This window comes from Polaromonas sp. P1_G1 (genome assembly GCF_056405595.1).
Map to the genome: position 1 here is coordinate 88,404 of NZ_JBFUBU010000004.1, position 21,258 is coordinate 109,661.

10 protein-coding genes are annotated in these 21,258 nt (G+C 64.4%); 7 read left to right on the plus strand and 3 right to left on the minus strand.

What is annotated here, in order from left to right:
* Window positions 1-5: 5 nt before the first annotated feature.
* Both AC1D1Y_RS02845 and AC1D1Y_RS02850 read left to right on the plus strand, forming a co-directional pair.
* Window positions 6-725 carry an ABC transporter ATP-binding protein gene (locus AC1D1Y_RS02845; RefSeq protein WP_477681021.1) on the plus strand — a complete coding sequence of 240 codons (720 nt, stop codon included), beginning with the start codon at window positions 6-8 and terminating at the stop codon, window positions 723-725.
* 174 nt (window positions 726-899) lie between these two features.
* Window positions 900-1,286 carry a DUF2845 domain-containing protein gene (locus tag AC1D1Y_RS02850; protein WP_477681022.1) on the plus strand — a complete coding sequence of 129 codons (387 nt, stop codon included), beginning with the start codon at window positions 900-902 and terminating at the stop codon, window positions 1,284-1,286.
* A 274-nt stretch (window positions 1,287-1,560) separates the two neighbouring features.
* Here the strand turns inward: AC1D1Y_RS02850 and AC1D1Y_RS02855 are convergent, their stop codons facing one another.
* The gene (locus AC1D1Y_RS02855; protein WP_477681047.1) at window positions 1,561-2,499 is read right to left on the minus strand and encodes a Bug family tripartite tricarboxylate transporter substrate binding protein; all 939 of its coding nucleotides are present in this window, start codon (window positions 2,497-2,499) and stop codon (window positions 1,561-1,563) included.
* 232 nt (window positions 2,500-2,731) lie between these two features.
* On the minus strand, window positions 2,732-3,784 hold the full coding sequence (locus AC1D1Y_RS02860) for a CDP-6-deoxy-delta-3,4-glucoseen reductase (RefSeq protein WP_477681023.1): 1,053 nt from the start codon (window positions 3,782-3,784) through the stop codon (window positions 2,732-2,734).
* 61 nt (window positions 3,785-3,845) lie between these two features.
* Here AC1D1Y_RS02860 and AC1D1Y_RS02865 point away from each other — a divergent pair, with 61 nt between their 5' ends.
* The 4 genes from AC1D1Y_RS02865 (at window position 3,846) to AC1D1Y_RS02880 (ending at window position 16,556) form a co-directional block, all read left to right on the plus strand.
* Window positions 3,846-4,772: an NAD-dependent epimerase/dehydratase family protein gene (locus tag AC1D1Y_RS02865; protein WP_477681024.1), complete on the plus strand. Its 927-nt coding sequence runs from the start codon at window positions 3,846-3,848 to the stop codon at window positions 4,770-4,772.
* Between the two features lie 404 nt (window positions 4,773-5,176).
* Window positions 5,177-12,370 carry a YDG domain-containing protein gene (locus AC1D1Y_RS02870; protein WP_477681025.1) on the plus strand — a complete coding sequence of 2,398 codons (7,194 nt, stop codon included), beginning with the start codon at window positions 5,177-5,179 and terminating at the stop codon, window positions 12,368-12,370.
* Window positions 12,371-12,397: 27 nt separating this feature from the next.
* On the plus strand, window positions 12,398-14,089 hold the full coding sequence (locus tag AC1D1Y_RS02875; protein WP_477681026.1) for a ShlB/FhaC/HecB family hemolysin secretion/activation protein: 1,692 nt from the start codon (window positions 12,398-12,400) through the stop codon (window positions 14,087-14,089).
* An 838-nt stretch (window positions 14,090-14,927) separates the two neighbouring features.
* Window positions 14,928-16,556 carry a methyl-accepting chemotaxis protein gene (locus tag AC1D1Y_RS02880; protein WP_477681027.1) on the plus strand — a complete coding sequence of 543 codons (1,629 nt, stop codon included), beginning with the start codon at window positions 14,928-14,930 and terminating at the stop codon, window positions 16,554-16,556.
* A 17-nt stretch (window positions 16,557-16,573) separates the two neighbouring features.
* On the opposite strand, the gene AC1D1Y_RS02885 is transcribed toward AC1D1Y_RS02880, so the two are convergent.
* Window positions 16,574-17,623 (minus strand): S1C family serine protease, encoded by a 1,050-nt coding sequence (locus AC1D1Y_RS02885; RefSeq protein ID WP_477681028.1) that lies wholly within the window; start codon window positions 17,621-17,623, stop codon window positions 16,574-16,576.
* A 942-nt stretch (window positions 17,624-18,565) separates the two neighbouring features.
* Here AC1D1Y_RS02885 and AC1D1Y_RS02890 point away from each other — a divergent pair.
* Complete coding sequence (locus tag AC1D1Y_RS02890; RefSeq protein ID WP_477681048.1) at window positions 18,566-21,256, plus strand: LamG-like jellyroll fold domain-containing protein; 2,691 nt, start codon at window positions 18,566-18,568, stop codon at window positions 21,254-21,256.
* Window positions 21,257-21,258 lie beyond the last annotated feature (2 nt).

Genomic DNA, 21,258 nt, shown 5'->3' on the forward strand with positions numbered 1-21,258 from the left:
AGAACATGGCAGCAAACACACTCCTCAAGGTCACCGGCCTGAAGGTCGCCTACGGCGGCATCCAGGCGGTCAAGGGCGTCGACTTCGAAGTCCACGACGGTGAACTGGTCACGCTGATCGGCTCCAACGGCGCCGGCAAGACCACCACCATGAAGGCCATCACCGGCACCCTGCCGATGCTGGACGGCGACATCGAATACCTCGGCAAGAGCATCAAGGGCCGCGGCGCCTGGGACCTGGTCAAGSAAGGCCTGGCCATGGTGCCSGAAGGCCGCGGCGTGTTCACCCGCATGACYATCACTGAAAACCTGCAGATGGGCGCCTACATCCGCAGCGACAAGGCCGGCATCGCCGAAGACATCGAGAAGATGTTCGTGCTGTTCCCACGCCTGCGCGAGCGCAAGGACCAGCTGGCCGGCACCATGTCCGGCGGCGAGCAGCAGATGCTGGCCATGGGCCGCGCGCTGATGAGCCGTCCCAAGGTGCTGCTGCTCGACGAGCCCTCCATGGGCCTGTCGCCCATCATGGTCGACAAGATCTTCGAGGTCGTGAAAGACGTCTCCTCCCGCGGCGTGACGGTGCTGCTGGTCGAGCAGAACGCCAGCCGCGCGCTGGGCATCGCCAACCGCGGCTACGTCATGGAGTCCGGCAACGTCACCATGAACGGCGACGCCAAACAGCTGCTCAGCGACCCGCGCGTGCGCGCCGCCTACCTCGGCGAGTAAGTCATTGCATTGCGCCAGCCCGCGCGCCGCACGGCGCCGCGGGATGCGCACTGCAGCAGTAATACCGGCGGCCCGGCCCCGGGGCCATAAATGCCTTGCCGCGCCAAATCTTTGCGCATAAAGTTCAAAGGGTGCGCCGCGCGCGCATCTTTATCGAACCCTGGGAAGCAAAAAATGAATCCAATCTTTGTCCGTGCAGCCGCCGTGACCCTGGCCTTCCTGGCTTCTTCCGCGTTCACCGGCGCCTCCGCCCAGTCGCTGCGCTGCAAGGGCGACCTTGCGCAGATCGGCAACTCCAAAGGCACCATTTTGCAAAAATGCGGCGAGCCAGTCCTGAAAGACAGCTTCTGCAAACCCGTTCAGGAAACCGTGTCCAGCGCGCCGGTCACCACGCCGACAGTGCCCACTACCTCCGGTGGCACCACCACCAACGTCACGGTCAACACCTGCCAGCAGGTCGAAGAGTGGACTTACAACCCCGGCTATGGGCAGTTCATGACCATGCTGCTGTTTGAGGGCGGGTCGCTCACAACCATTCGTTACGGCGACCGGGTGAAATAGCCCCCACGGTCGCTCACTTCGTGTAGCTCCCGAGGCCTTGCAGGCCGCGGCTCGCGAGACGCTTCGCCTCTGTCGCCCGTCCAAGCCTGCGCAGGCAGGCTTGGAGCCGCGGGCTCCAGCCCCTCGGGGGCCGCTGCGCCTGCGGTCTGGCAAAGCCAGTCCCGCGGCCCCTGCTGGGTTAAGAGCCCCCCATAGCGATGCTCAATAAAAAAGGCCGGCTCCCTTTGGACGCCGGCCTTTTTTTAGGGGCGCTGGATCGCTCCAGGCCCCGGGATCAGTCCACCTTTGCGCCGGAGGCCTTCACCACTTTTTCGTACTTGGCCAGTTCGCTCTTCATGAAGGCGCCGAACTGTTCGGGCGTGCTGCCCACGGGCTCGGCCATCAGGGTGGCGAAGCGGGCCTTGGCTTCGGGGGAGTTCAGCGCGGCGACAAAAGCATGGTTCAGTTTGGCCACCACGTCTTTCGGCGTGCCCGCGGGTGCCACCAGGCCCCACCAGGTGTCGATCTCGAAGCCCTTGAGTGTCTCGGCGACCGCCGGCACGTCGGGCAGCATGGCGCTGCGCTGGGCTGTCGTGACCGCCAGGGCCTTGAGCTTGCCGGCCTTGATGTTGGCCGAGGCGGTGGCGAGGTTGTCGAAGTTGTAGTCCACCTGGCCGCTGAGCAGCGCCAGCTGCGCGGGGTTGCCGCCGTTGTAGGGAATGTGCAGCGCGAAGATGCCGGCCCGTGCCTTGAACATCTCTCCGGCCAGGTGGCCCGCGCTGCCGTTGCCGCCGCTGGCGTAGTTGAGCTTGGCCGGGTTGGCCTTGGCGTACTTGATCAGGTCGGCCAGCGTGTTGATGTTCAGGCGCCGCGCGGTCTCGGCGTTCATCACCAGCACATTGGGCACACGCACCATCTGCGTGATGGGCGCGAAATCCGTGGCCGCGTTGTAAGGCATCTTGCTGTAAAGCCAGGGGTTGATGGCATGCGTGGCCACCGCCGAAATGCCGACCGTGAGTCCGTCGGGCTGGGCCTTGGCGATCGCGTCGACGCCGATGTTGCCGCCGCCGCCCGGCTTGTTTTCAATGATCACGGTGCCCAGCGAGTCTTTCACGCGCTCGGCCATCAGGCGGGCAGTTGCGTCGATGGGGCCGCCGGCCGCATACGGCACGATGATGCGCATGATCTTGGCCTGGGCCAGTGCAGGGGCGGGCGACAGGGCCGCGCCGGCCATAAAACATACCGCCAGGCTTTTGCCCAGCAGGGAGGGAAGGGTGAGAGGACGAATGTTCATGCCCTATTGTTGCAAAAAAATATTGCGCCTCGCCGTCGCGCAGTCCTTGTCCCCCGGGATTCATCCACATAAAAAAGCCCCGGCTGATGCATCAGCCGGGGCGTTTCTTGTTCTTCTTCTTTATTCTTCTTGTTTGTCGGGAGTGTGCCCACCGGATTCAGTGTTTCAGGGTTCAGGTCTCCGCGGGCACAGTGGCCTGGGCTTTTTCTTTTTCAGTCACAAAAGAGTCGGCATAAAACTCGTCTTCCGGCAGGCCGGCCGCGGTGTAGGCCGCCTGGGCCGAGTCCACCACGATGGGCGCGCCGCAAGCATACACCTGATGGCCCGACAGGTCGGCGAAATCTTCCAGCACCGCCTGGTGGACAAAGCCGGTGCGGCCGGTCCAGTTGTCTTCGGGCAGGGCATTCGAAATAACGGGTATGTAGCGCAGATTCGGCATTTCCGCGGCCCTGGCCTTGACCCATTCGTCCATGTACAGGTCGGCCGGCCGGCGGCCACCCCAGTAAAGCACCGCCGGGCGCGTGCTGCCCTTGAACTGCAGGTGCTCAATTAGCGCCTTGATGGGCGCAAAACCGGTGCCCGAGGCCAGCAGCACCATGGGCTTGTCGCTGTCTTCGCGCAGGTAGAAGCTGCCGAAGGGGCCCTCGATGCGCAGGATTTCCTTTTCCTTCATGGGGCCGAACACGTGCTCGGTGAATTTGCCGCCCGGCATGTGGCGTATGTGCAGTTCCACGCCCGGGTTTTCGGCCTGGGTGTGCGGCGCGTTGCCCATGGAATAAGCGCGGCGGTCGCCGTCGCGCAGCAAAAACTCCACGTACTGGCCGGCGTGGTACTTGAAGACGTCGCTGGCCGGCAGCTGCAGGCGCACCACCATCACGTCGTGCGAGGCCTTGGCCAGGCTGTTGATGCGCACCGGCATCTTCTTGACCGGGAAAGCGCTTTCGTCGGTCACGTGGCGCGATTCGATGACGACGTCGGAATGGGCCGTGGCGCAGCAGGTGAGGATGAAGCCGGCGGCTTCCTCTTCGGGCGACAGGGCCTTGACCTGGTGCGCGCCGTGGGTCACCGTGCCCTCGAGTTTTTTCGACTTGCAGGAACCGCAAGCGCCGTCCTTGCAGCCGTAGGGCAGGCCTATGCCCTGGCGTATGGCGGCGGCCAGCAGGGCTTCGTCCACCTGGGCAATGAAAGTCCGGCCGCTGGGCTGCACGGTCACGTTAAAGCTCATATTCGGTATCCTTGCGGTATCTGTTCTCGACTTGGCCGGTTTTCCCGGCAACCCCCCAATTTTGCCCTCAAACCTGAACCCCCTAGGTGCACTGCCTTTCCGTTTCCGCCGGGAGCGGATTTTGGTCGTCGGCTGCGGCGACGTGGGCTTGCGCGCCGTCCGGCAACTGCCGCGCAATGCCAGGCTGATGGCGCTCACGTCTTCGCCCGCGCGCGCGCCCGAACTGCGCGCCCATCGCATCACGCCGCTGCAAGGCAACCTGGACGACGGCGCCTCGTTGCGCCGGCTGGCCGGCCTGGCCACCCGGGTGTTGCACCTGGCGCCGCCCCCCAATGACAAACCCGACGAGCGCAGCGACCCGCGCACCCTGGCCTTGCTGCGCGCCCTGCGGCTGCGCAGCCTGCCGCGCTCCCTGGTCTACGCCTCTACCAGTGGGGTCTACGGCGACTGCGGCGGCGAATGGGTGCGCGAAACCCGGCCCTTGAGCCCCCACACGCCGCGCGCCCACCGCCGCGTGCATGCCGAGGCGCATGTGCGGCTGTTCGGCCGGGCCACCGGCACTCGCGTGCACCTGCTGCGCATCCCGGGCATTTACGCGCCCGACCGCGAAGGCGGCACGCCGCGCGGCCGGCTGCTCAAGGGCACGCCGGTGCTGCGCGCCGAAGACGACGTCTACACCAACCACATCCATGCCGACGACCTGGCCCGCGCCTGCCTGGCAGCGCTGTGGCGCGGCAAGCCGCAGCGCGTGAGCAACGCCAGCGACGACAGCCAGCTCAAGATGGGCGATTACTTCGACCTGGCCGCCGACCTCTACGGCCTGCCGCGGCCGCCACGCCTGGCGCGCGGCAGCGCCCATGATGAACTGCCCCCGGTGCTGCTGAGCTTCATGAGCGAATCGCGCCGGCTCGACAACACCCGCCTGAAGCGGGAATTGCGGCTTCGCCTGCGCTACCCGACGGTGGAAATCGGCCTGCGCGAGCATTAAAAACGCACGCCCGGTGCGCGGCGAAGCCGTTTCCGGGCAAGTCGCTTTTTCATTTGTATGTTTTTTGCAACATTCATATTTGTGAATATTGTTACAAAAGAAGTAACTATTTGAAACTTGCGGACTTCACTTGGAGCCGTTTCTATTAACCGTTAAAAGATCTTTTTTTGCACTGATCTGCGGTGATTCCATTCTGCATACCATCACTTTGACGGCCCTTTCCAGCAATCGGCTGAAAAAAGGGTTTTTGCGGAGTGTGAAAAATGCACAAAAAAAATTCGAGGGGCAGTGCACCAAAGGCTGCGGAATTTGTAACAAATATTGGCTGGCGGGTGTTCCCTGCCGCTCCGCCGGTCCGTGATGGATTGGGCCGGAACGCCAGTCGCGCGGCGGGCAGATGGACCTTGCGCAAACCCGTCACCGCCGTTCTGCTGCTCGGCGCCGCAACGGCGCAGGCCGGGCCGGTGGACGGCCAGGTCACCTCGGGCGCCGCCAGCATTTCCCGGAACGGCTCCGCCACCACCATCACCCAGTCCAGCCAGAACGCTTCCCTGAACTGGAAAAGCTTCAACGTCGGCGCCCAGGAAAGCGTCAACTTCGTGCAGCCTTCCGCCATCGCGATCGCGGTCAACCGCATCCTGGACACCCACGGCAGCCAGATCCTGGGCCAGCTCAACGCCAACGGGCAGGTCTTCCTGATCAATCCCAACGGCATCCTGTTCGGTGCCGGCGCGCAGGTCAACGTGGGCGGGCTTGTGGCGTCAACGCTGGATGTCAAGGATGCGGACCTCGGCAGCGGCAAGCGCAGCTTCAGCGGCGCGGGTGCAGGCAGTGTGGTTAACCAGGGCAGCATCAATGCCGCCACGGGCGGCTATGTCGCCCTGATCGGCAACACCGTGCGCAACCAGGGAAGCATCAATGCCGCCAAGGGCACTGTGGCATTGGCGGCCGGCAGCGCCGCCACCCTGACATTTCAGGGCAACCAGCTGCTCAAGATCGAAGTGGACCAGAGCGTTCTCAACAGCCTGGCCGAGAACGGCGGGTTGATCCTGGCCGACGGCGGGCAGGCGCTCATGAGCGCCGGTGCCCGGGATTCCCTGCTGGCCAGTGCGGTCAACAACAGCGGGGTGATCCAGGCGCGCACCGTGGAAAACCGCAGCGGCACCATCATCCTGCTGGGCGGCATGGCCGCCGGTACGGCCAATGTTGCGGGCACGCTGGACGCCTCGGCGCCCAACGGCGGCAACGGCGGTTTCGTTGAGACCTCGGGCGCGCAGGTGAACATTGCCGGCGGCGCGCGGATTTCCACGGCGGCCCCCGCCGGCAACAGCGGCACCTGGCTGATCGACCCGGTCGACTTCACCATCGCCGCCTCGGGCGGGAACATCACCGGCGCGACCCTGAGCGCCAACCTGGGCGCGGGCGCCGTCATCATCCAGAGCAGCAGCGGGAATGCAGGCACGGCGGGCGATGTCAACGTCAATGACGTGGTGAGCTGGAGCGCCAACCAGCTGACGCTCAACGCGCAGAACAACATCAACATCAATGCCAACCTCAATGCTTCGGGTACGGGCAAGCTGGCGCTGGAATACGGCCAGGGCACGACCAGCGGTACCGGCAACACTTACACCGTCAACAACGGCGCGAAAGTCAATCTGCCGGCGGGCAACAACTTCAGCACCAAACGAGGCAGCACCGGCGCCACCCTCGCGTATACCGTCATCACCGACCTGGGCGCCGCGGGCAGCAGCACCACCACCGACCTGCAGGGGATCAGCGGCAATCTCGGCGGGCGCTACGTGCTGGGCGCCGACATCAATGCTGCGCCCACCAGTGCCTGGAACAGCGGTGCAGGCTTCGCACCGATCGGAACGGGGAATGTCAGCTGCACCCCCAACTGTTTTTATGGCACTTTTGACGGCCTGGGCCACACCGTTACCGGCCTCACGATAGATCGCACGACCCGGTTCACCGGCCTGTTTGGTTCCACCGGCTCGACCAGCGTCATCCGCAATGTGGGACTGGTAGGCGGTTCGGTCAAGAGCACCGACAGCGACACGGGCCCGCTGGCAGGATGGAACGACGGCATTATCAGCAACAGCTACGCCAGCACCACCGTATCCGGAGGAGGCGATGCCGGCGGACTGGTGGGGGGGACCAGCGGCAGCTCAAAAATTGACCACAGTTACGCGACAGGCGCTGTGAACGGCACGGTGTTTACCGGCGGGCTGGCGGGCTACAACCAGGGCGACATCAGCAGCAGTTATGCCACCGGCACCGTGACCAGCTCAAACAATGCCGGCGGCCTGGTGGGCTACATGCTCCATACCGGCGCCATCAGCAGCAGCTATTCAAGCGCCACGGTCAACAATTCCGGCGACACCAGTGGCGGGCTGGTTGGGTTGTGGAGCGGCAGCGGCGGAAGCATCAGCAACAGTTACGCCACTGGCACCGTCACCGGCACCACCAAGACGGGTGGCTTGGTGGGGGACATGAGCAATAACGGTGGTGTCCTCAGCAACAGTTATGCCGCCGGGCAGGTGACCGGTACGGCCGGCAGTGTTGGCGGGTTGGTGGGAAGCCGGACGACAGGAACGATCAGCGGCAGCTTTTGGGATAGCACCACGACCGGCCAGGCCACCAGCTCGGGCGGCGGCATGGGCATGACCACAGCCCAGATGCAGCAACAGGCCAACTTCAACTCAGCCACGGCCGCCAACGGCAACGTCAACCCGAATTGGGACCTCAGCAACGTCTGGCGGATTTATGAGGGGAATAGCCGTCCCCTGCTCAAATCACTGATGAAGGCCACCACGGTCACCGTTGGCAATGCCAGCAAGACCTACGACAAGCTGTCCTGGAATGGCGGAACCGGCATCAGTTGCTCCAACGTGGCCTGCGGCAGCTTGTCAGGGAGCATCAGTTTCGGCGGAACCGCCCAGGGAGCGGTCAATGCCGGCAGCTACACGGTGACGGGTTCCGGCCTGTATTCGAACCAGCAAGGCTATGACATCAACATTGTCAATGGCGTGCTGACGGTGAATCCCGCCAGCCTGACGGTCACAGGTGTAGGCGCAAACAACAAGGTGTATGACGCGGGCCTGGGTACCACCCTCAACGGCACGGCCAGCGTCACGGCCATCGCCGGCGACACGGTAAGCGTGGCCGGCAGCGGCAGCGGTGCTTTCGCCGACAAGAACGTGGGCAACGGCAAGGCCGTCACCGTCACCGGCTACACGCTGGGCGGCGCCGACGCCGGCAACTATGTCATCGTGCAGCCCACGGGCCTGACCGCGAACGTCACGCCGGCCAGCCTTGCCGTTGGCGGTGTGACGATCCAGAACAAGGTGTACAACGCCAACGACGCCGCCACCATCAACGGCACGGCCAGCGTCGCAGCCTTCGCCGGTGATACGGTGAACGTGGCCGGCACGGGCATCGGCCGGTTTGCCGACAAGAACGTGGGCAACGGCAAGGTGGTTACCGTGACCGGCTACACGCTGGGCGGCGCCGATGCCGGCAACTACACCGTGGTGCAACCCACAGGTTTCACGGCAAACATCACGCCAGCCAGCCTGGCTGTGACCGGCGTAGGCGCGAACAACAAGGTCTACGACACCACCACCACGGCGACGCTCAATGGCACGGCCAGTGTTGCCGCTTTGGGCGGCGATGCGGTCACTGTGGCTGGCACGGGCAGCGGCACCTTCGCCAACAAGAACGTGGGCAACGGCAAGGCCGTGACCGTCACCGGCTACACGCTAAGCGGTGCCGATGCCGGCAACTACACCGTGGTGCAACCCACGGCAGTGACCGCCAACATCACACCGGCCAGCCTGGCGGTCACCGGTGTGGGGGTGAATAACAAGGTCTATGACACCACCACTACCGCCACGCTCAATGGCACGGCCAGCGTGACGGCTTTGGCCGGCGATGCGGTGACGGTTGGCGGCACCGGCAGCGGCAATTTCAATAACAAAAACGTTGGTACGGGTAAAGCCGTGACTGTCACCGGCTACACCCTTGGCGGCGCCGATGCCGGCAACTACACCGTGGTTCAACCCACTGCGGTGACCGCAAACATCACACCCGCCAGCTTGACTGTCAGCGGCGTGAACGCAAACAACAAGGTCTACGACACCACCACCACCGCCACCCTCAGCGGAACGGCGGCTGTCACGGCCCTGGCTGGCGATACCGTGACGGTGGGTGGCACCGGCAGCGGCAATTTCAACAATAAAAACGTCGGTAACGGCAAGGCCGTGACCGTCACCGGCTATACGCTGGGCGGCGCCGATGCCGGCAACTACACCGTGGTGCAACCCACAAGTGTCACGGCCAACATCACGCCGGCCGGCCTGGCTGTCACCGGCGTAGGCGCGAACAACAAGGTGTACGACACCACCAGCACGGCTACCCTTAATGGCACTGCTGGTGTTACTGCCCTGGGCGGTGATGTTGTGACGGTGGGCGGCACCGGCAGCGGCACCTTCGCCAACAAAAACGTGGGTAACGGCAAGACCGTGACGGTCACCGGCTACACGCTAAGCGGTGCCGACGCCGGCAACTACACCGTGGTGCAGCCCACGGCAGTGACCGCCAACATCACACCGGCCAGCCTGGCCGTCACAGGTGTGGGAGCCAACAACAAGGTCTACGACGCAACGACCACCGCGACGCTGAGCGGAACAGCGGCCGTTACGGCCCTGGCTGGCGATACCGTGACGGTGGGCGGCACCGGCAGCGGCAATTTCGCCAACAAGAACGTGGGCACCGGCAAGGCCGTGACTGTCACGGGCTATACCCTGAGTGGTGCCGACGCCGGTAATTACACCGTGGTTCAACCCACGGCGGTGACCGCCAACATCACACCCGCCAGCCTGACGGTGACCGGTGTGAATGCCAACAACAAGGTGTATGACACCACCACCACGGCCACGCTCAATGGGACTGCCGGCGTTGCCGCCCTGGGTGGCGATGCGGTGACGGTTGGCGGTGGCAGCGGCACCTTCGCCAACAAGAACGTGGGCAACGGCAAGGCCGTGACAGTCACGGGCTACACCTTGGGAGGTGCCGATGCCGGCAATTACACCGTGGTGCAGCCCACGGGCCTAACGGCCAACATCACGCCAGCCAGCCTTGCCGTCACGGGTGTGGGCGCCAACAACAAGGTCTACGACACGACCACCACGGCGACGCTCAACGGAACGGCGGCCGTCATGGCCTTGGGCGGCGACGTCGTGGCGGTGGCCGGCACGGGCAACGGTAGCTTCGCCAACAAGAATGCAGGCAACGGCAAGGCTGTTACCGTCACCGGCTACACGCTGAGCGGTGCGGACGCCGGCAATTACACCGTGGTGCAGCCCACGACAGTGACCGCAAACATCACGCCTGCCAGCTTGGCGGTGACGGGTGTGAGTGCAAACAACAAGGTCTACGACGCAACGACCACCGCGACGCTCAGCGGAACGGCGGCTGTTACGGCCCTGGGGGGTGACGTCGTGACGGTTGGCGGTGGAAGTGGTGCGTTTGCCAACAAGAATGTGGGCACCGGAAAAACCGTGACTGTCACCGGCTACACGCTGGGCGGTGCCGATGGTGGCAACTACACCGTGGTACAGCCCACCGGGCTGACCGCCAACATCACGCCCGCCAGCCTCACAGTCACAGGCGTGAATGCCAACAACAAGGTGTACGACACCACGACTGCGGCCACGCTCGGCGGAACAGCATCGGTGGCGGCGCTGGGTGGCGACACGGTAACGGTAGGCGGCACCGGCAGCGGCAATTTCGCCAACAAGAACGTTGGCAACGGCAAGGCCGTGACCGTGACCGGCTACACCTTGGGCGGTGCCGATGCCGGCAACTACACCGTGGTGCAGCCCACGGCGGTAACCGCAAACATCACGCCCGCCAGTCTGGCCGTCACGGGTGTAGGGGCCAACAACAAGGTGTATGACACCACCACCACGGCGACCCTGAATGGTTCGGCCGGTGTCACGGCCCTGGGCGGTGATGTCGTGACTGTGGGTGGCACGGGCAGCGGCAGCTTCGCCAACAAGAATGTGGGTAACGGCAAGACCGTCACCGTCACCGGCTACACGCTGGGCGGTGCCGATGCCGGCAACTACACCGTCGTGCAGCCCACCGGCGTCACGGCCAACATCACACCGGCCAGCCTGGCCGTCACAGGTGTGGGTGCCAACAACAAGGTCTATGACACCACCACCACCGCCACGCTCAATGGCACAGCAAACGTTGCAGCCCTGGGTGGTGATGTCGTCACTGTGGGCGGCACCGGAAGCGGCAATTTCGCCAACAAGAATGTGGGCAACGGCAAGGTTGTCACCGTCACCGGCTACACGCTGGGCGGCGCCGACGCCGGCAACTATGTTGTCGTCCAGCCCACCGGCGTCACCGCCAACATCACGCCGGCCAGCCTGGTCGTCACGGGCGTGGGGGCCAACAACAAGGTCTACGACAGCACGACCACCGCCACCCTCAATGGCACGGCAAACGTCGCGGCCCTGGGCGGTGACGTGGTGACGGTTGGCGGCGGCAGCGGCGCCTTCGCCAACAAGAACGTGGGTAACGGCAAGGCCGTCACCGTCACCGGCTACACCTTGGGTGGTGCCGATGCCGGCAATTACACCGTCGTGCAACCTGCCGGTATCACGGCCAACATCACCCCGGCCAGCCTGGCCGTCACGGGTGTGGGCGCCAACAACAAGGTCTATGACACCACGACCACCGCCACGCTGAACGGTACGGCCGGTGTCACGGCCCTGGGTGGCGATGTGGTCAGCGTGGCAGGTACCGGCAGCGGCAGCTTCGCCGACAAGAACGCAGGAAATGGCAAGGCGGTGACCGTCACCGGCTACACGCTGGGCGGCGCCGATGCCGGCAACTACGTCATCGCGCAACCCGGCGGCGTCACCGCGAACATCACCCAGGCCAGCCTGGCCGTCACCGGTGTGAACGCCCAGAACAAGGTGTTCGATGGCACAACCGCAGCCACCCTGGGCGGCACCGCAGCCGTCACGGCCCTGGCCGGCGACGTGGTCAGCGTCGGCGGCGGCGGCCGCGGTGCTTTTGCCGACCCGAACGTGGGCAATGGCAAAGCCGTGACCGTGACCGGCTTTACCCTGGGTGGTATTGACGCCGGCAATTACACGGTGGTGCAGCCCACCGGGCTGACGGCCGCCATCACGCCCTTGCCGGCGGCACCTGTTCCCACGCCCGCTCCCGCGCCGGCGACGTCCGGGCGGGGATTGGGGGCGGATGGTGACGGCATACGTTCGGCCATGCAACAGGCCCTGGATACGGAGCGCTCTACATCCAGCTCCAACGCCAACGCCAACTCCAACGCCAAATCCAATCCCAACGCCAGCTCGACCGAGGCATCGTCAACCCTGCGTGTGACCCACAGCGCAAGCACCGACGCATCGTCGGGCGGTGAGGCGCTGGAGCTCTCCAGCCGGCCCGCCGAGGTGATGGTGGAGGGCACGCCCCTTGCCACGGGAAGAAAAGACCCGCGCCTGCACATCGTTGACGGCGGCGTGCAGCTGCGGATCGGTGTGCTCTCCGCCAAAAAATAAAACCGGTCGCCCCACGGAAGTTTTCTCATGAAATGCCTCGTATCCCGAAAGCACGCGCTGCTGCTACTGGCCGCCGCGCCCTTGTTGGCGGCCCGGGTGGCCGATGCCCAGCCGGTCGATATCGGCAGCATCCTGCAGCAGGTCCAGCCGTCCCAGCCCTTCGCTCCGCCGCCCCGCGGGGAAGGGCCGTCCCTCAACAACCAGGAAAATGCCCCGGCGCCGCCCGTACGTCCCCCGGTTTCGGTGGACGTCAAATCGATCCAGATCCTCGGCAACACCCTGGTCGAGACGGACACCCTGCATGGGCTGGTGGCCGATGCGGAAGGCAAAACCCTCACGCTGGACCAGCTCGATGAAATGGCGACACGCATCAGCAGGTTCTACCGCGGCCGGGGCCAAAGCTTCGCGCGGGCCGTGGTGCCCGCGCAGGTGATCCAGTCGGGCATTGTGCGCCTTCTGGTGATAGAGGCGCGCTACGGCAAGGTCGGCATCGACAACCAGACGCGCGTGAACGACCTGCTGCTGCAGGCGACGGCGGCGCCGCTGCAAGGYGGGCAGCCGGTCGAGCAGGCCTTGCTCGACAGGTCGCTGCTGCTGATGTCGGACATACCCGGCGTGGTGGTGCAGGCGACCTTGAGACCCGGCGACGGCATAGGAAGCTCGGACCTGAGCATCCAGGTCGCGCCCGGCCAGGCAGTCTCCGGAAGCCTGGTTCTGGACGACTACGGCAACAGCTACACAGGCAGGAGCCGGCTCGGTGGCACGGTGTACTTCAACAATCCCTTGCGGCGTGGCGATGTCCTGGGCGTGGGCGGCCTGAGTTCTGGCTCCGGGGTCAACTACGGGCGCGTGAGTTACGAGTCCTTGTTGAACGGGCAGGGCACGCGCGGCGGCGCCGCCTATTCCATGCTGAACTACAAAATCGGCGGATCCTTGCAGGAGCTAGGCGCGCATGGTTCCGCCGAAACCGAAAGCGTGTGGGGCAGGCATCCGCTGCTGCGAAGCCAGGCCGTCAACGTTTACGGCCAGGTCCAGTACGACAACCTGCAGTTGCGTGAGCGCATCGACATGGCAGGAATGAAGACCGACCGGCATCTCGGCAGCTGGGTTTCAAGCCTGAGCGGGGACTGGCGCGACACCTTGATGTCCGGCGGCATCAACACCTGGAGCCTGGTATGGACCCGTGGCCGGGTGGGTTTTGATGCTGCGGAGGCCCAACTGGCGGACGCTGCCGGCGCAAGGACGGAAGGCTGGTTCTCAAAGACCAACCTGAACTTCTCCCGGCTGCAGCGCTGGGGAGAAAAAGGCACGGTGTATTTGTCCTGGGCGGGCCAATGGGCAAACACCAACCTCGACTCGTCGCAAAAAATGTCCGTGGGCGGGCCTTACTCCGTGCGCGCCTACGACGTGAGCGCTCTGTCGGGCGATGCCGGCTACCGCGCAAGCATTGAGTTGCGCTACGACCTGGGGCAGGCCGGCGGCGGGAAACTCCAGGCGCTGGCGTTCTGGGACGGCGCTTACCTGAAGGTCAACCAGCGCCCCTGGACGGCCGGCACCAACAGCGCGAGCTTCAGCGGCGCCGGGGTCGGGCTTGACTGGACCGGGTTCAACCAGTGGCGGGCTCGGGCCTACCTCGCCTCGCCGCTCGGACCGGCGCCGGAACTGGTCAAGGCGCCGGATGCGATGCGGATGTGGACAGAAGTGGCTTACCGGTTCTGATGTTCTTTGTTCTTATGAGTGCTGCTGCTTTTTGCTTAGGCTTGCTGGCCGGGTTTGCTCCGGCCTTTGTGCTTTTGTTCTCTCTGCTGAGGGCGGTTGGCCGGGGGTTGCCCGGCGGCAAGTAACTTTCTTTTGCTTCGCCAAAAGAAAGTCACCAAAGAAAAGGCGACCCGCAGTCTGGGTCCCTACGCTTCGCTTCGGGCAACCTGCGGTGCTCGACTACGGCGGGGTCTCGCGCAAACTCGCCTGCGGCTCAAACAAGCGCGATCCCTGATCCGCCTACGTCTGCGCTCCTCGGCCCAGCCAGGACGGGGCAATCGGGAGCGGGGAAAGAAGACAGAAAACGAAAATACCAAGAAGACAAATACAAACAAGGACTCGCCGTGGCGAGTCCTTGTTTCTTCAAGTATTGGTGTTTGTCTTTCTAGTCCCCACCCCTTGTGGATGCGCCGAGGAGCGGAGGTTCAGGCGGATCAGGGATCGCGTTGTTTGAGCGAAGCGAGTTTAGCGAGACCCCGCCTGAACCGAGCACCGCAGGTTGCCCGTAGCGCAGCGGAGGGACGCAGCAACCAGGGTCGCCTTTTCTTTTGCTTACTTTTCTTTTGGCGAAGCAAAAGAAAAGTGAGTAGCCGCCGGGCTACCCCGGCCAGCAACCCTCAGCAAAGAGCGCACCGCTGGAGCAAGACCCGGCCCCGGCCAGAAAGCCCTTTCAATTCAATGAACAAAACCCTGTTTTGCGTCTTGTTCGGGCACAAGCGCCCGAACTTTTCTTGATACCGTGCATGAGCTTGGCCTCTCCCGCGCCTTCAGACGGAAGCGGCTTGCAGGAGACAACACCATGCAACTGGACAATTTAAAGGTCAGCACGCGGCTGGGCGCGGGTTTTGGCCTGGTATTGCTGCTGACCGGCGGCTTGCTGGCCGTGGGCCTGGGCCAGCTGGCCGGCGCCGGCGCCTTCAGCCGCGATGTGAGCGGTGACGCCTGGACCCGTGCCGGCGCCGTGGCGGCATTGGCCGCTTCATCGCAGGCCACTGCGCGCGCCACCCTGGAACTGTCCCTCTCGGGCGATCCGGCGCAGGCCGCCGCCGCGCGGCGGCAACTGGCGGCTGGCGACAAGAACATGGCGGACGCACTTGCGGTGCTGGAGGCCGGCGCTCCGCCGGCCGAAGAGAAAGCCTTGCTGGCCGGCGTGCGCGGCGCGCAGGCCGCCCATGCGCAGGCGCTTGCCAAAACGGCCAGGCAGTTCGAAGCGGGCGACCGCGACGGAGCATCCCGCGCCTGGACGGGCGAGGCCGGTCCAGCGCTGGAGCGGCTGCAGCAGGAACTGGCCGCGCTGGCCCAGCTGCAGGCACGGGCGGCCAAAGCTGGCGGCGAGGCTGTCGCAAGCGGCATCGCATCGGCGCAGCGCTGGATGCTGGGCCTGGCGCTGGCCGCTTTGCTGGTGGGCGTGGCCGTGGCCTGGCGGCTGGGCCGCGGCATCGCGCAGCCGCTCAATGAAGCGATCTACATCGCCGAAACCGTGGCCGCCGGCGACCTAAGCCAGGAGTTTTCCACCGAGCGCGGCGGCGATTTCGGCCGGCTGCTGGGCGCGCTGGGCGACATGGAAGACACGCTGACCGACCTGGTCAGCCGCATCAAGGCCTCGACCGACTCCATCACCCTGGCGTCCGGCGACATCGCCGCCGGCAACGCCGACCTGTCGCGCCGCACCGAAGAGCAGGCCGCCTCACTGGAAGAAACCGTCTCCAGCATGGAAGAGCTGACCTCCACCGTCAGGCTCAACGCCGAGCATGCGCGCTCGGCCAGCGGGCTGGCGGCCACTGCCTCGGACACCGCGGAGCAAGGCGGCGCGGTCGTGGCCCAGGTGGTCGACACCATGGCGGCCATCAGCGGCAGTTCCAAAAAGATCGTCGACATCATCGCCGTCATCGAAGGCATCGCCTTCCAGACCAACATCCTGGCGCTCAACGCGGCKGTGGAAGCCGCSCGYGCCGGCGAGCAGGGCCGYGGTTTTGCCGTGGTGGCCAGCGAAGTGCGCGGCCTCGCCCAGCGCAGCGCCGAAGCCGCGCGCGAAATCAAGGCGCTGATCGCCGACTCCGTGGCGCATGTCGAGAACGGCTCCGAGCTGGTCGGCCAGGCCGGCCGCACCATGCAGGACATCGTGCAGGCCGTCAAGCGCGTGAGCAGCCTGCTCGAGCAGATCTCCGCCGCCTCGGTCGAGCAAAGCAACGGCATCGAACACGTGAACCAGGCCATGGTGCTGATGGACAAGGCGACCCAGCAGAACGCCGCGCTGGTCGAGCAGGCCTCCACCGCCGCCGCCTCACTGGCCGAGCAGACGCTGCAGCTGCAGGCCGCCGTCGATGAGTTCAAGCTGGACGCGGAACCCGAAGCCGCGCCGTCCACCGCGCTTCACTTCCAGGCGATAGGCAAGAACCTGCACCGCACGGCGCCGCTTCCGGCATAGCGCCGTAGCGCCGCCGGTCAGATACCCGGCGGTTTTTTGAGCGTCTGCATGCGGTCCTGGCCGCGCAGCACGATGGTCCTGATCTCCGCGCCCTGCAGCACCGTGAGGCGGATTTCCGCATCCGGTGCGGCGTGGTCCCAGAGCTTTTTGTAAAACGCTTCCAGCGTCGCGACTTTCGCATCGTCCACCGCCAGCACCACATCGCCCGCCGACAGCCCGGCCAGGTCCGCCGGGCTTTCCTTGCTCACGCGCAGGATCTGTATGCGCCCGCCCTGGTCGTTGGAGGTGATGCCCAGCCAGGGCCTGCGGCTCTTGGCGCTGTAACCTGCGCGCTGCAGCTCCGCGAGGATGGGGCGCAGCAAATCCACCGGCACAAACATATTGCCCGGCAGGCGCCGGTTCTCCCCCGTCGCGTCCGACACGAACAGCGAGCCTATGCCCATCAGTTCGCCGCGCTGGTTGAAGAGCGGTGCGCCGCTGTGGTTGCCGCCACTGGCCAGCACCGGCGGGCTGGTGAACAGCGCCGACTCAATGTGGTATTCCCAGCTGCCCGAGAACGCGCGCCGGCTGACCAGCCGCGTCATGCTCACATCGCCATCCTCGTCCGGCTGCGGGCCCGTCACCGCCATCAACGGCTCGCCCGGCTGCAGGTCCCGGCTGCTGCCCAGCGCCGCCACCGCCACATTGCGCAGCGGCAGCAACGGGCGCAGCAGGCCGAAACCCGTGGCCAGGTCGTAGGCCACGGCGCGTGCCGGCAGCGTCCTGTTGTCCTGGGTGACGATCTCGATCTGCTCGGCCTCCAGCATCAAGTAGCCGATCGTCAGGATCAACCCGTCCTGGCTGATCAGCACGCCCGAACCGGCGCGCCGCAGGCCCAGCGTCTCGGCCGACCGCGCGTCTTCCGTCGCAGTGACCTTGACACCCACCACCGCCGTCGTGGCCCGGTTCAGCGCGTCCATCATGGCCTGCGCGGGCGGCGGCGGTGGCGTGGCCGCGTGGGCCGCGCCCAGCAGCAAAGTGCCTGAAAGGAGGAGGTAGAGCCAATGACGCAGATGCAGGGTGCACATGACGGACTCCTGACGCGGCGAGGGGCGTGGGGCACAGATTGGGGAAACGGCCGGCCGCGCTGGAAGAATGCGCCTTATTGAATAGCGTTGCAAGCGGCAGGGTCAAAGGGCCGCCCGTGAAGACAAGCGAGCAGACCTTGCACCGGCTTGGGTCACCCATGGCCGTGCGGACAAAACTGGTGGGCGTTTTGAGGCGTTTGATTAAAGCTCAGCGGGCGGCGCAGGCGTTCGAAAAGGTAAACCGCAAAAATACACGTGCATTGACGACGCTTGATCGCGCTCAACGCATCACGGCTGCAAGCAATTGAGAACTATCCAATGCACTGAAAAATTTCGGCGCGCGCATTCAATTCTTTCTACTTACCTGCGTAAATAATTGCAGTTGTTAAAAGCACACTGACAACGTTTTCGCATTGACAGGCCACCCAGGCCTCATCAACACTCCCTTCCAACTTCAATAAGTTGGCGACGTCCTTCAAGTGACCAGCCGACACGCTGCATCAAAAAGATTGCCAGCCAAGGCAACCGGGAGCAGCAACCTCTGGGAGGGGGACTATGGCCAAGGTGCTCGCAAGAAGCTGTGTTGCCGTTTGCAAAACGCTTTCACTCGCATGCGGTGTTGCCGTAGCGCTCGCTACCAGCGCAATCGCCCAGACACCCAGCATCAGCCTGATCCCGATCAGGCACCACTACACAAACCTCACGGCCTGCCCTGCCGGAACAGCGTTAAATTATTTCTACTACTACTCGGACCCGCCGTATTTCCATGCCGACAGCTGGTGTGGCGCGGCCCAGAAGGCGATTGAGTACAGCAACTCAGTCGAACCAGACAAACCTGCATGGGTCACCAGTTGCGTGCCGGGTGAATCCTGGACTTACTCCCATACCCTGGTCAGCAATCCGTCCTTCCTGTACAACAGCCCGGTACTTTCCTACATCACCATGGTGTGCACACCAGTGCCGCCTGTTCCACCAGAGCCTGAGCCAATAGTTCCGGTCATTTCGAACCCCCCCAAGCCATGGCCGGAGCCAATAGTTCCAGTCATTTCGAGCCCCCCCAAGCAATGCAAGGTATGCCCGTGCCCGACCGATAAACCCAGACTTGATGGAGTCCAAGCCGGTAACCCTATCTTGCCGGCGACGGGAGAGAAGGTTTTAAGCGAGACAGACCTCAGCGGGCAAGGCGCGGACCCGCTCAGCCTGGTGCGGCACTACCGAAGCAGCCAGGCTGGTATTGGCGGAAGGGATCTGGCCGTCAACCCGGGACTGGGTCAGGCCTGGTCGCACAACCACGCCGTGTCCATCAGATGGGAAGGCGTTGCAGGCACAGCCAACAGCGTGGCCCGGGTCATCTTCGGCGACGGCAGCGTACGCACCTTTGACTGGGATCTGGGCAGCAGCAGCTGGAGTGCCGGCAACAGCGCCGACACACTGGTGGTCAATACTCTGGGCCTGCTGTACAAGCGCCTGGACGACGACAGCCAGTGGCAGTTCGATGCGGCGGGCAAGCTGCTGACAGTGACCCAGCGGAACGGTTGGACCACTACCTACACCTACAGCACCGCCAGCACTCCCTTTCATATTGCTCCCGTACCCGGTTTGCTCATCACCGTGAGCAACCAGTTCGGCCGCAGCTTAAGCTTTGCATACACCGCCGGCAGCCAGCTGGCGAGCGTGACCGGCAGCGACGGCCAGGTCACCAGCTACACCTACGGCGGCACCGCAGCAGCACCTCGCCTGATAACCGTCACCTACCCCGGACTCGCAGGAGGTACGGTTAGCAAAACCTACCTGTACGAGAACACCATCTTCCCGCAGCTGCTCACCGGTATCAACGATGAGCTGGGCGTGCGGCTTGCGACCTATGCCTACGACGCACAAGGCCGAGGCATCAGCACCCAGTATGCAGGCGGCGCCAATCTGTACACGGTGAGCTACGGTGCCGCCGGAGTCGCCATAGTCACCGATCCCCTGGGGACACAACGCACCTATAACTACGGAAGCACCAAAGGCAAGCTCGCGGTCACCGGAGCGGACAAGCCCAGCGGCAGCGGCAACAGTTCGGCGGCCAGCCGCGTGCAGGATGCCAACGGTTTCATCACCCAGGAGACCGACTTCCTGGGCGTGAACACCATGTACACCTGGGACATCAACCGGCGGCTTCCGTTGACGACAAGCAAAGCAGCGGGCCTGCCCGAAGTGCAGACCACGGCAACCCAATGGCATACCAGCTTCAGGCTGCCGGTGCTTGTGACCGAGGCGGGAAGAACCACCGCCTACACCTACGACACGCAAGGCAACAAACTGAGCCAGGCCGTCACCGACACGGCCAGCAATGTGACGCGTACCGCCGGCTGGACTTACAACCCGCAAGGCCTGTTGGCCACCGAGACCGCCAACGGCATCGTCAAGCAGACCTACGCCTATTACAGCAACACCAGCTTCAGCGGCACGGTGCCCAACGAAGCCAATACCGACCCTGTGTTCGGCAGCGTCAGTTTGCTGCTCAAGGGTATCGGTGCGGCCGGCTCGCCCATCGTCGACAGCAGCTTGTCGTCCCAGCCTTTAACTGTGTTGGGGAACGCGCAGATCAGCACGGCCCAGAGCAAATTCGGCGGCAGTTCAATTCTTTTTGACGGTGGAAGCTCCTATGTATCGACACCCGCCGCAGCGGCCTTCCAGTTTGGCGCGGGAAACTTCACCATTGAAAGCTGGGTCTACCAGGCAAACAACACCACGGGCTACCCATCGGGGATTCAAAGCATCGTGGGCCAGTACCAGCTGGGTATAAATGGAAACGCCAGCTTTGGATTGCTCACCATTGAGGGGCGTCCCCAGGCCGCCTTCTTCGCGGGCAGCTCACTGGTGGCTGTCATCAATGCGCCCAGTGCACTTGCCCTGAACACCTGGAATCATCTCGCGGCAGTGCGCAATGGCAACCTGGTGACCTTGTACGTCAATGGCATCAGTGTTGGCTCCGCAGCGCTTTCCGCCAGCCTGGACGTTTCTTCGCGCAATGTTGCCATCGGCGCCGACTCGATCGGCGCGGGCGGCTGGAACGGTTATCTCGCTGATCTGCGGATCACCAAGGGGTTTGCCCGTTACACCGCCAACTTCACCCCACCGACTCAGGCCTTTCCCGTTAGCGCACCCGTCGCCATTGATCCCAATGCCGTGGGCCACACGGCGGGCGACCTGCAAAGTGTGACCAACGCAGCAGGTCACGTCACACAGTTCACGCTGTACGACAGAGCCGGGCGAGTCAGGCAGATGGTCGATCCCAAGGGGATCGTCACCGACATGAGCTACACCCCCCGTGGCTGGGTCAGCAGCGTGGCGGTGACGCCGCCGGGTGGAGTGGCCCGGACCACTGCCTATACGTATGACAACGCGGGCCAGCTGACCGGCGTGGTAATGCCCGACACCACGACGATGAGCTACAGCTACGACGCCGCGCATCGCTTGACCGGCGTCACCGATGCCAGGGGCAACACCGTCAGCTACACGCTGGACGGCATGGGCAACAAAGTCGGCGAACAGGTCAAGGACCCCTCGGGCAACCTGCAGAGAAACATCACGCGCATCTATGACACGCTGAACCGGGTCCAGCAAGTCACGGGAGCGGGCAATTGAAA

Excerpts from the sequence above, each read along its gene's own strand:
- AC1D1Y_RS02850 (WP_477681022.1), top strand. The coding sequence starts at position 900 with ATGAATCCAATCTTTGTCCGTGCAGCCGCCGTGACCCTGGCCTTCCTG.
- AC1D1Y_RS02855 (WP_477681047.1), bottom strand. The coding sequence starts at position 2,499 with ATGGCCGGCGCGGCCCTGTCGCCCGCCCCTGCACTGGCCCAGGCCAAG.
- AC1D1Y_RS02860 (WP_477681023.1), bottom strand. The coding sequence starts at position 3,784 with ATGAGCTTTAACGTGACCGTGCAGCCCAGCGGCCGGACTTTCATTGCC.
- AC1D1Y_RS02885 (WP_477681028.1), bottom strand. The coding sequence starts at position 17,623 with ATGTGCACCCTGCATCTGCGTCATTGGCTCTACCTCCTCCTTTCAGGC.
- AC1D1Y_RS02890 (WP_477681048.1), top strand. The coding sequence starts at position 18,566 with ATGGTGTGCACACCAGTGCCGCCTGTTCCACCAGAGCCTGAGCCAATA.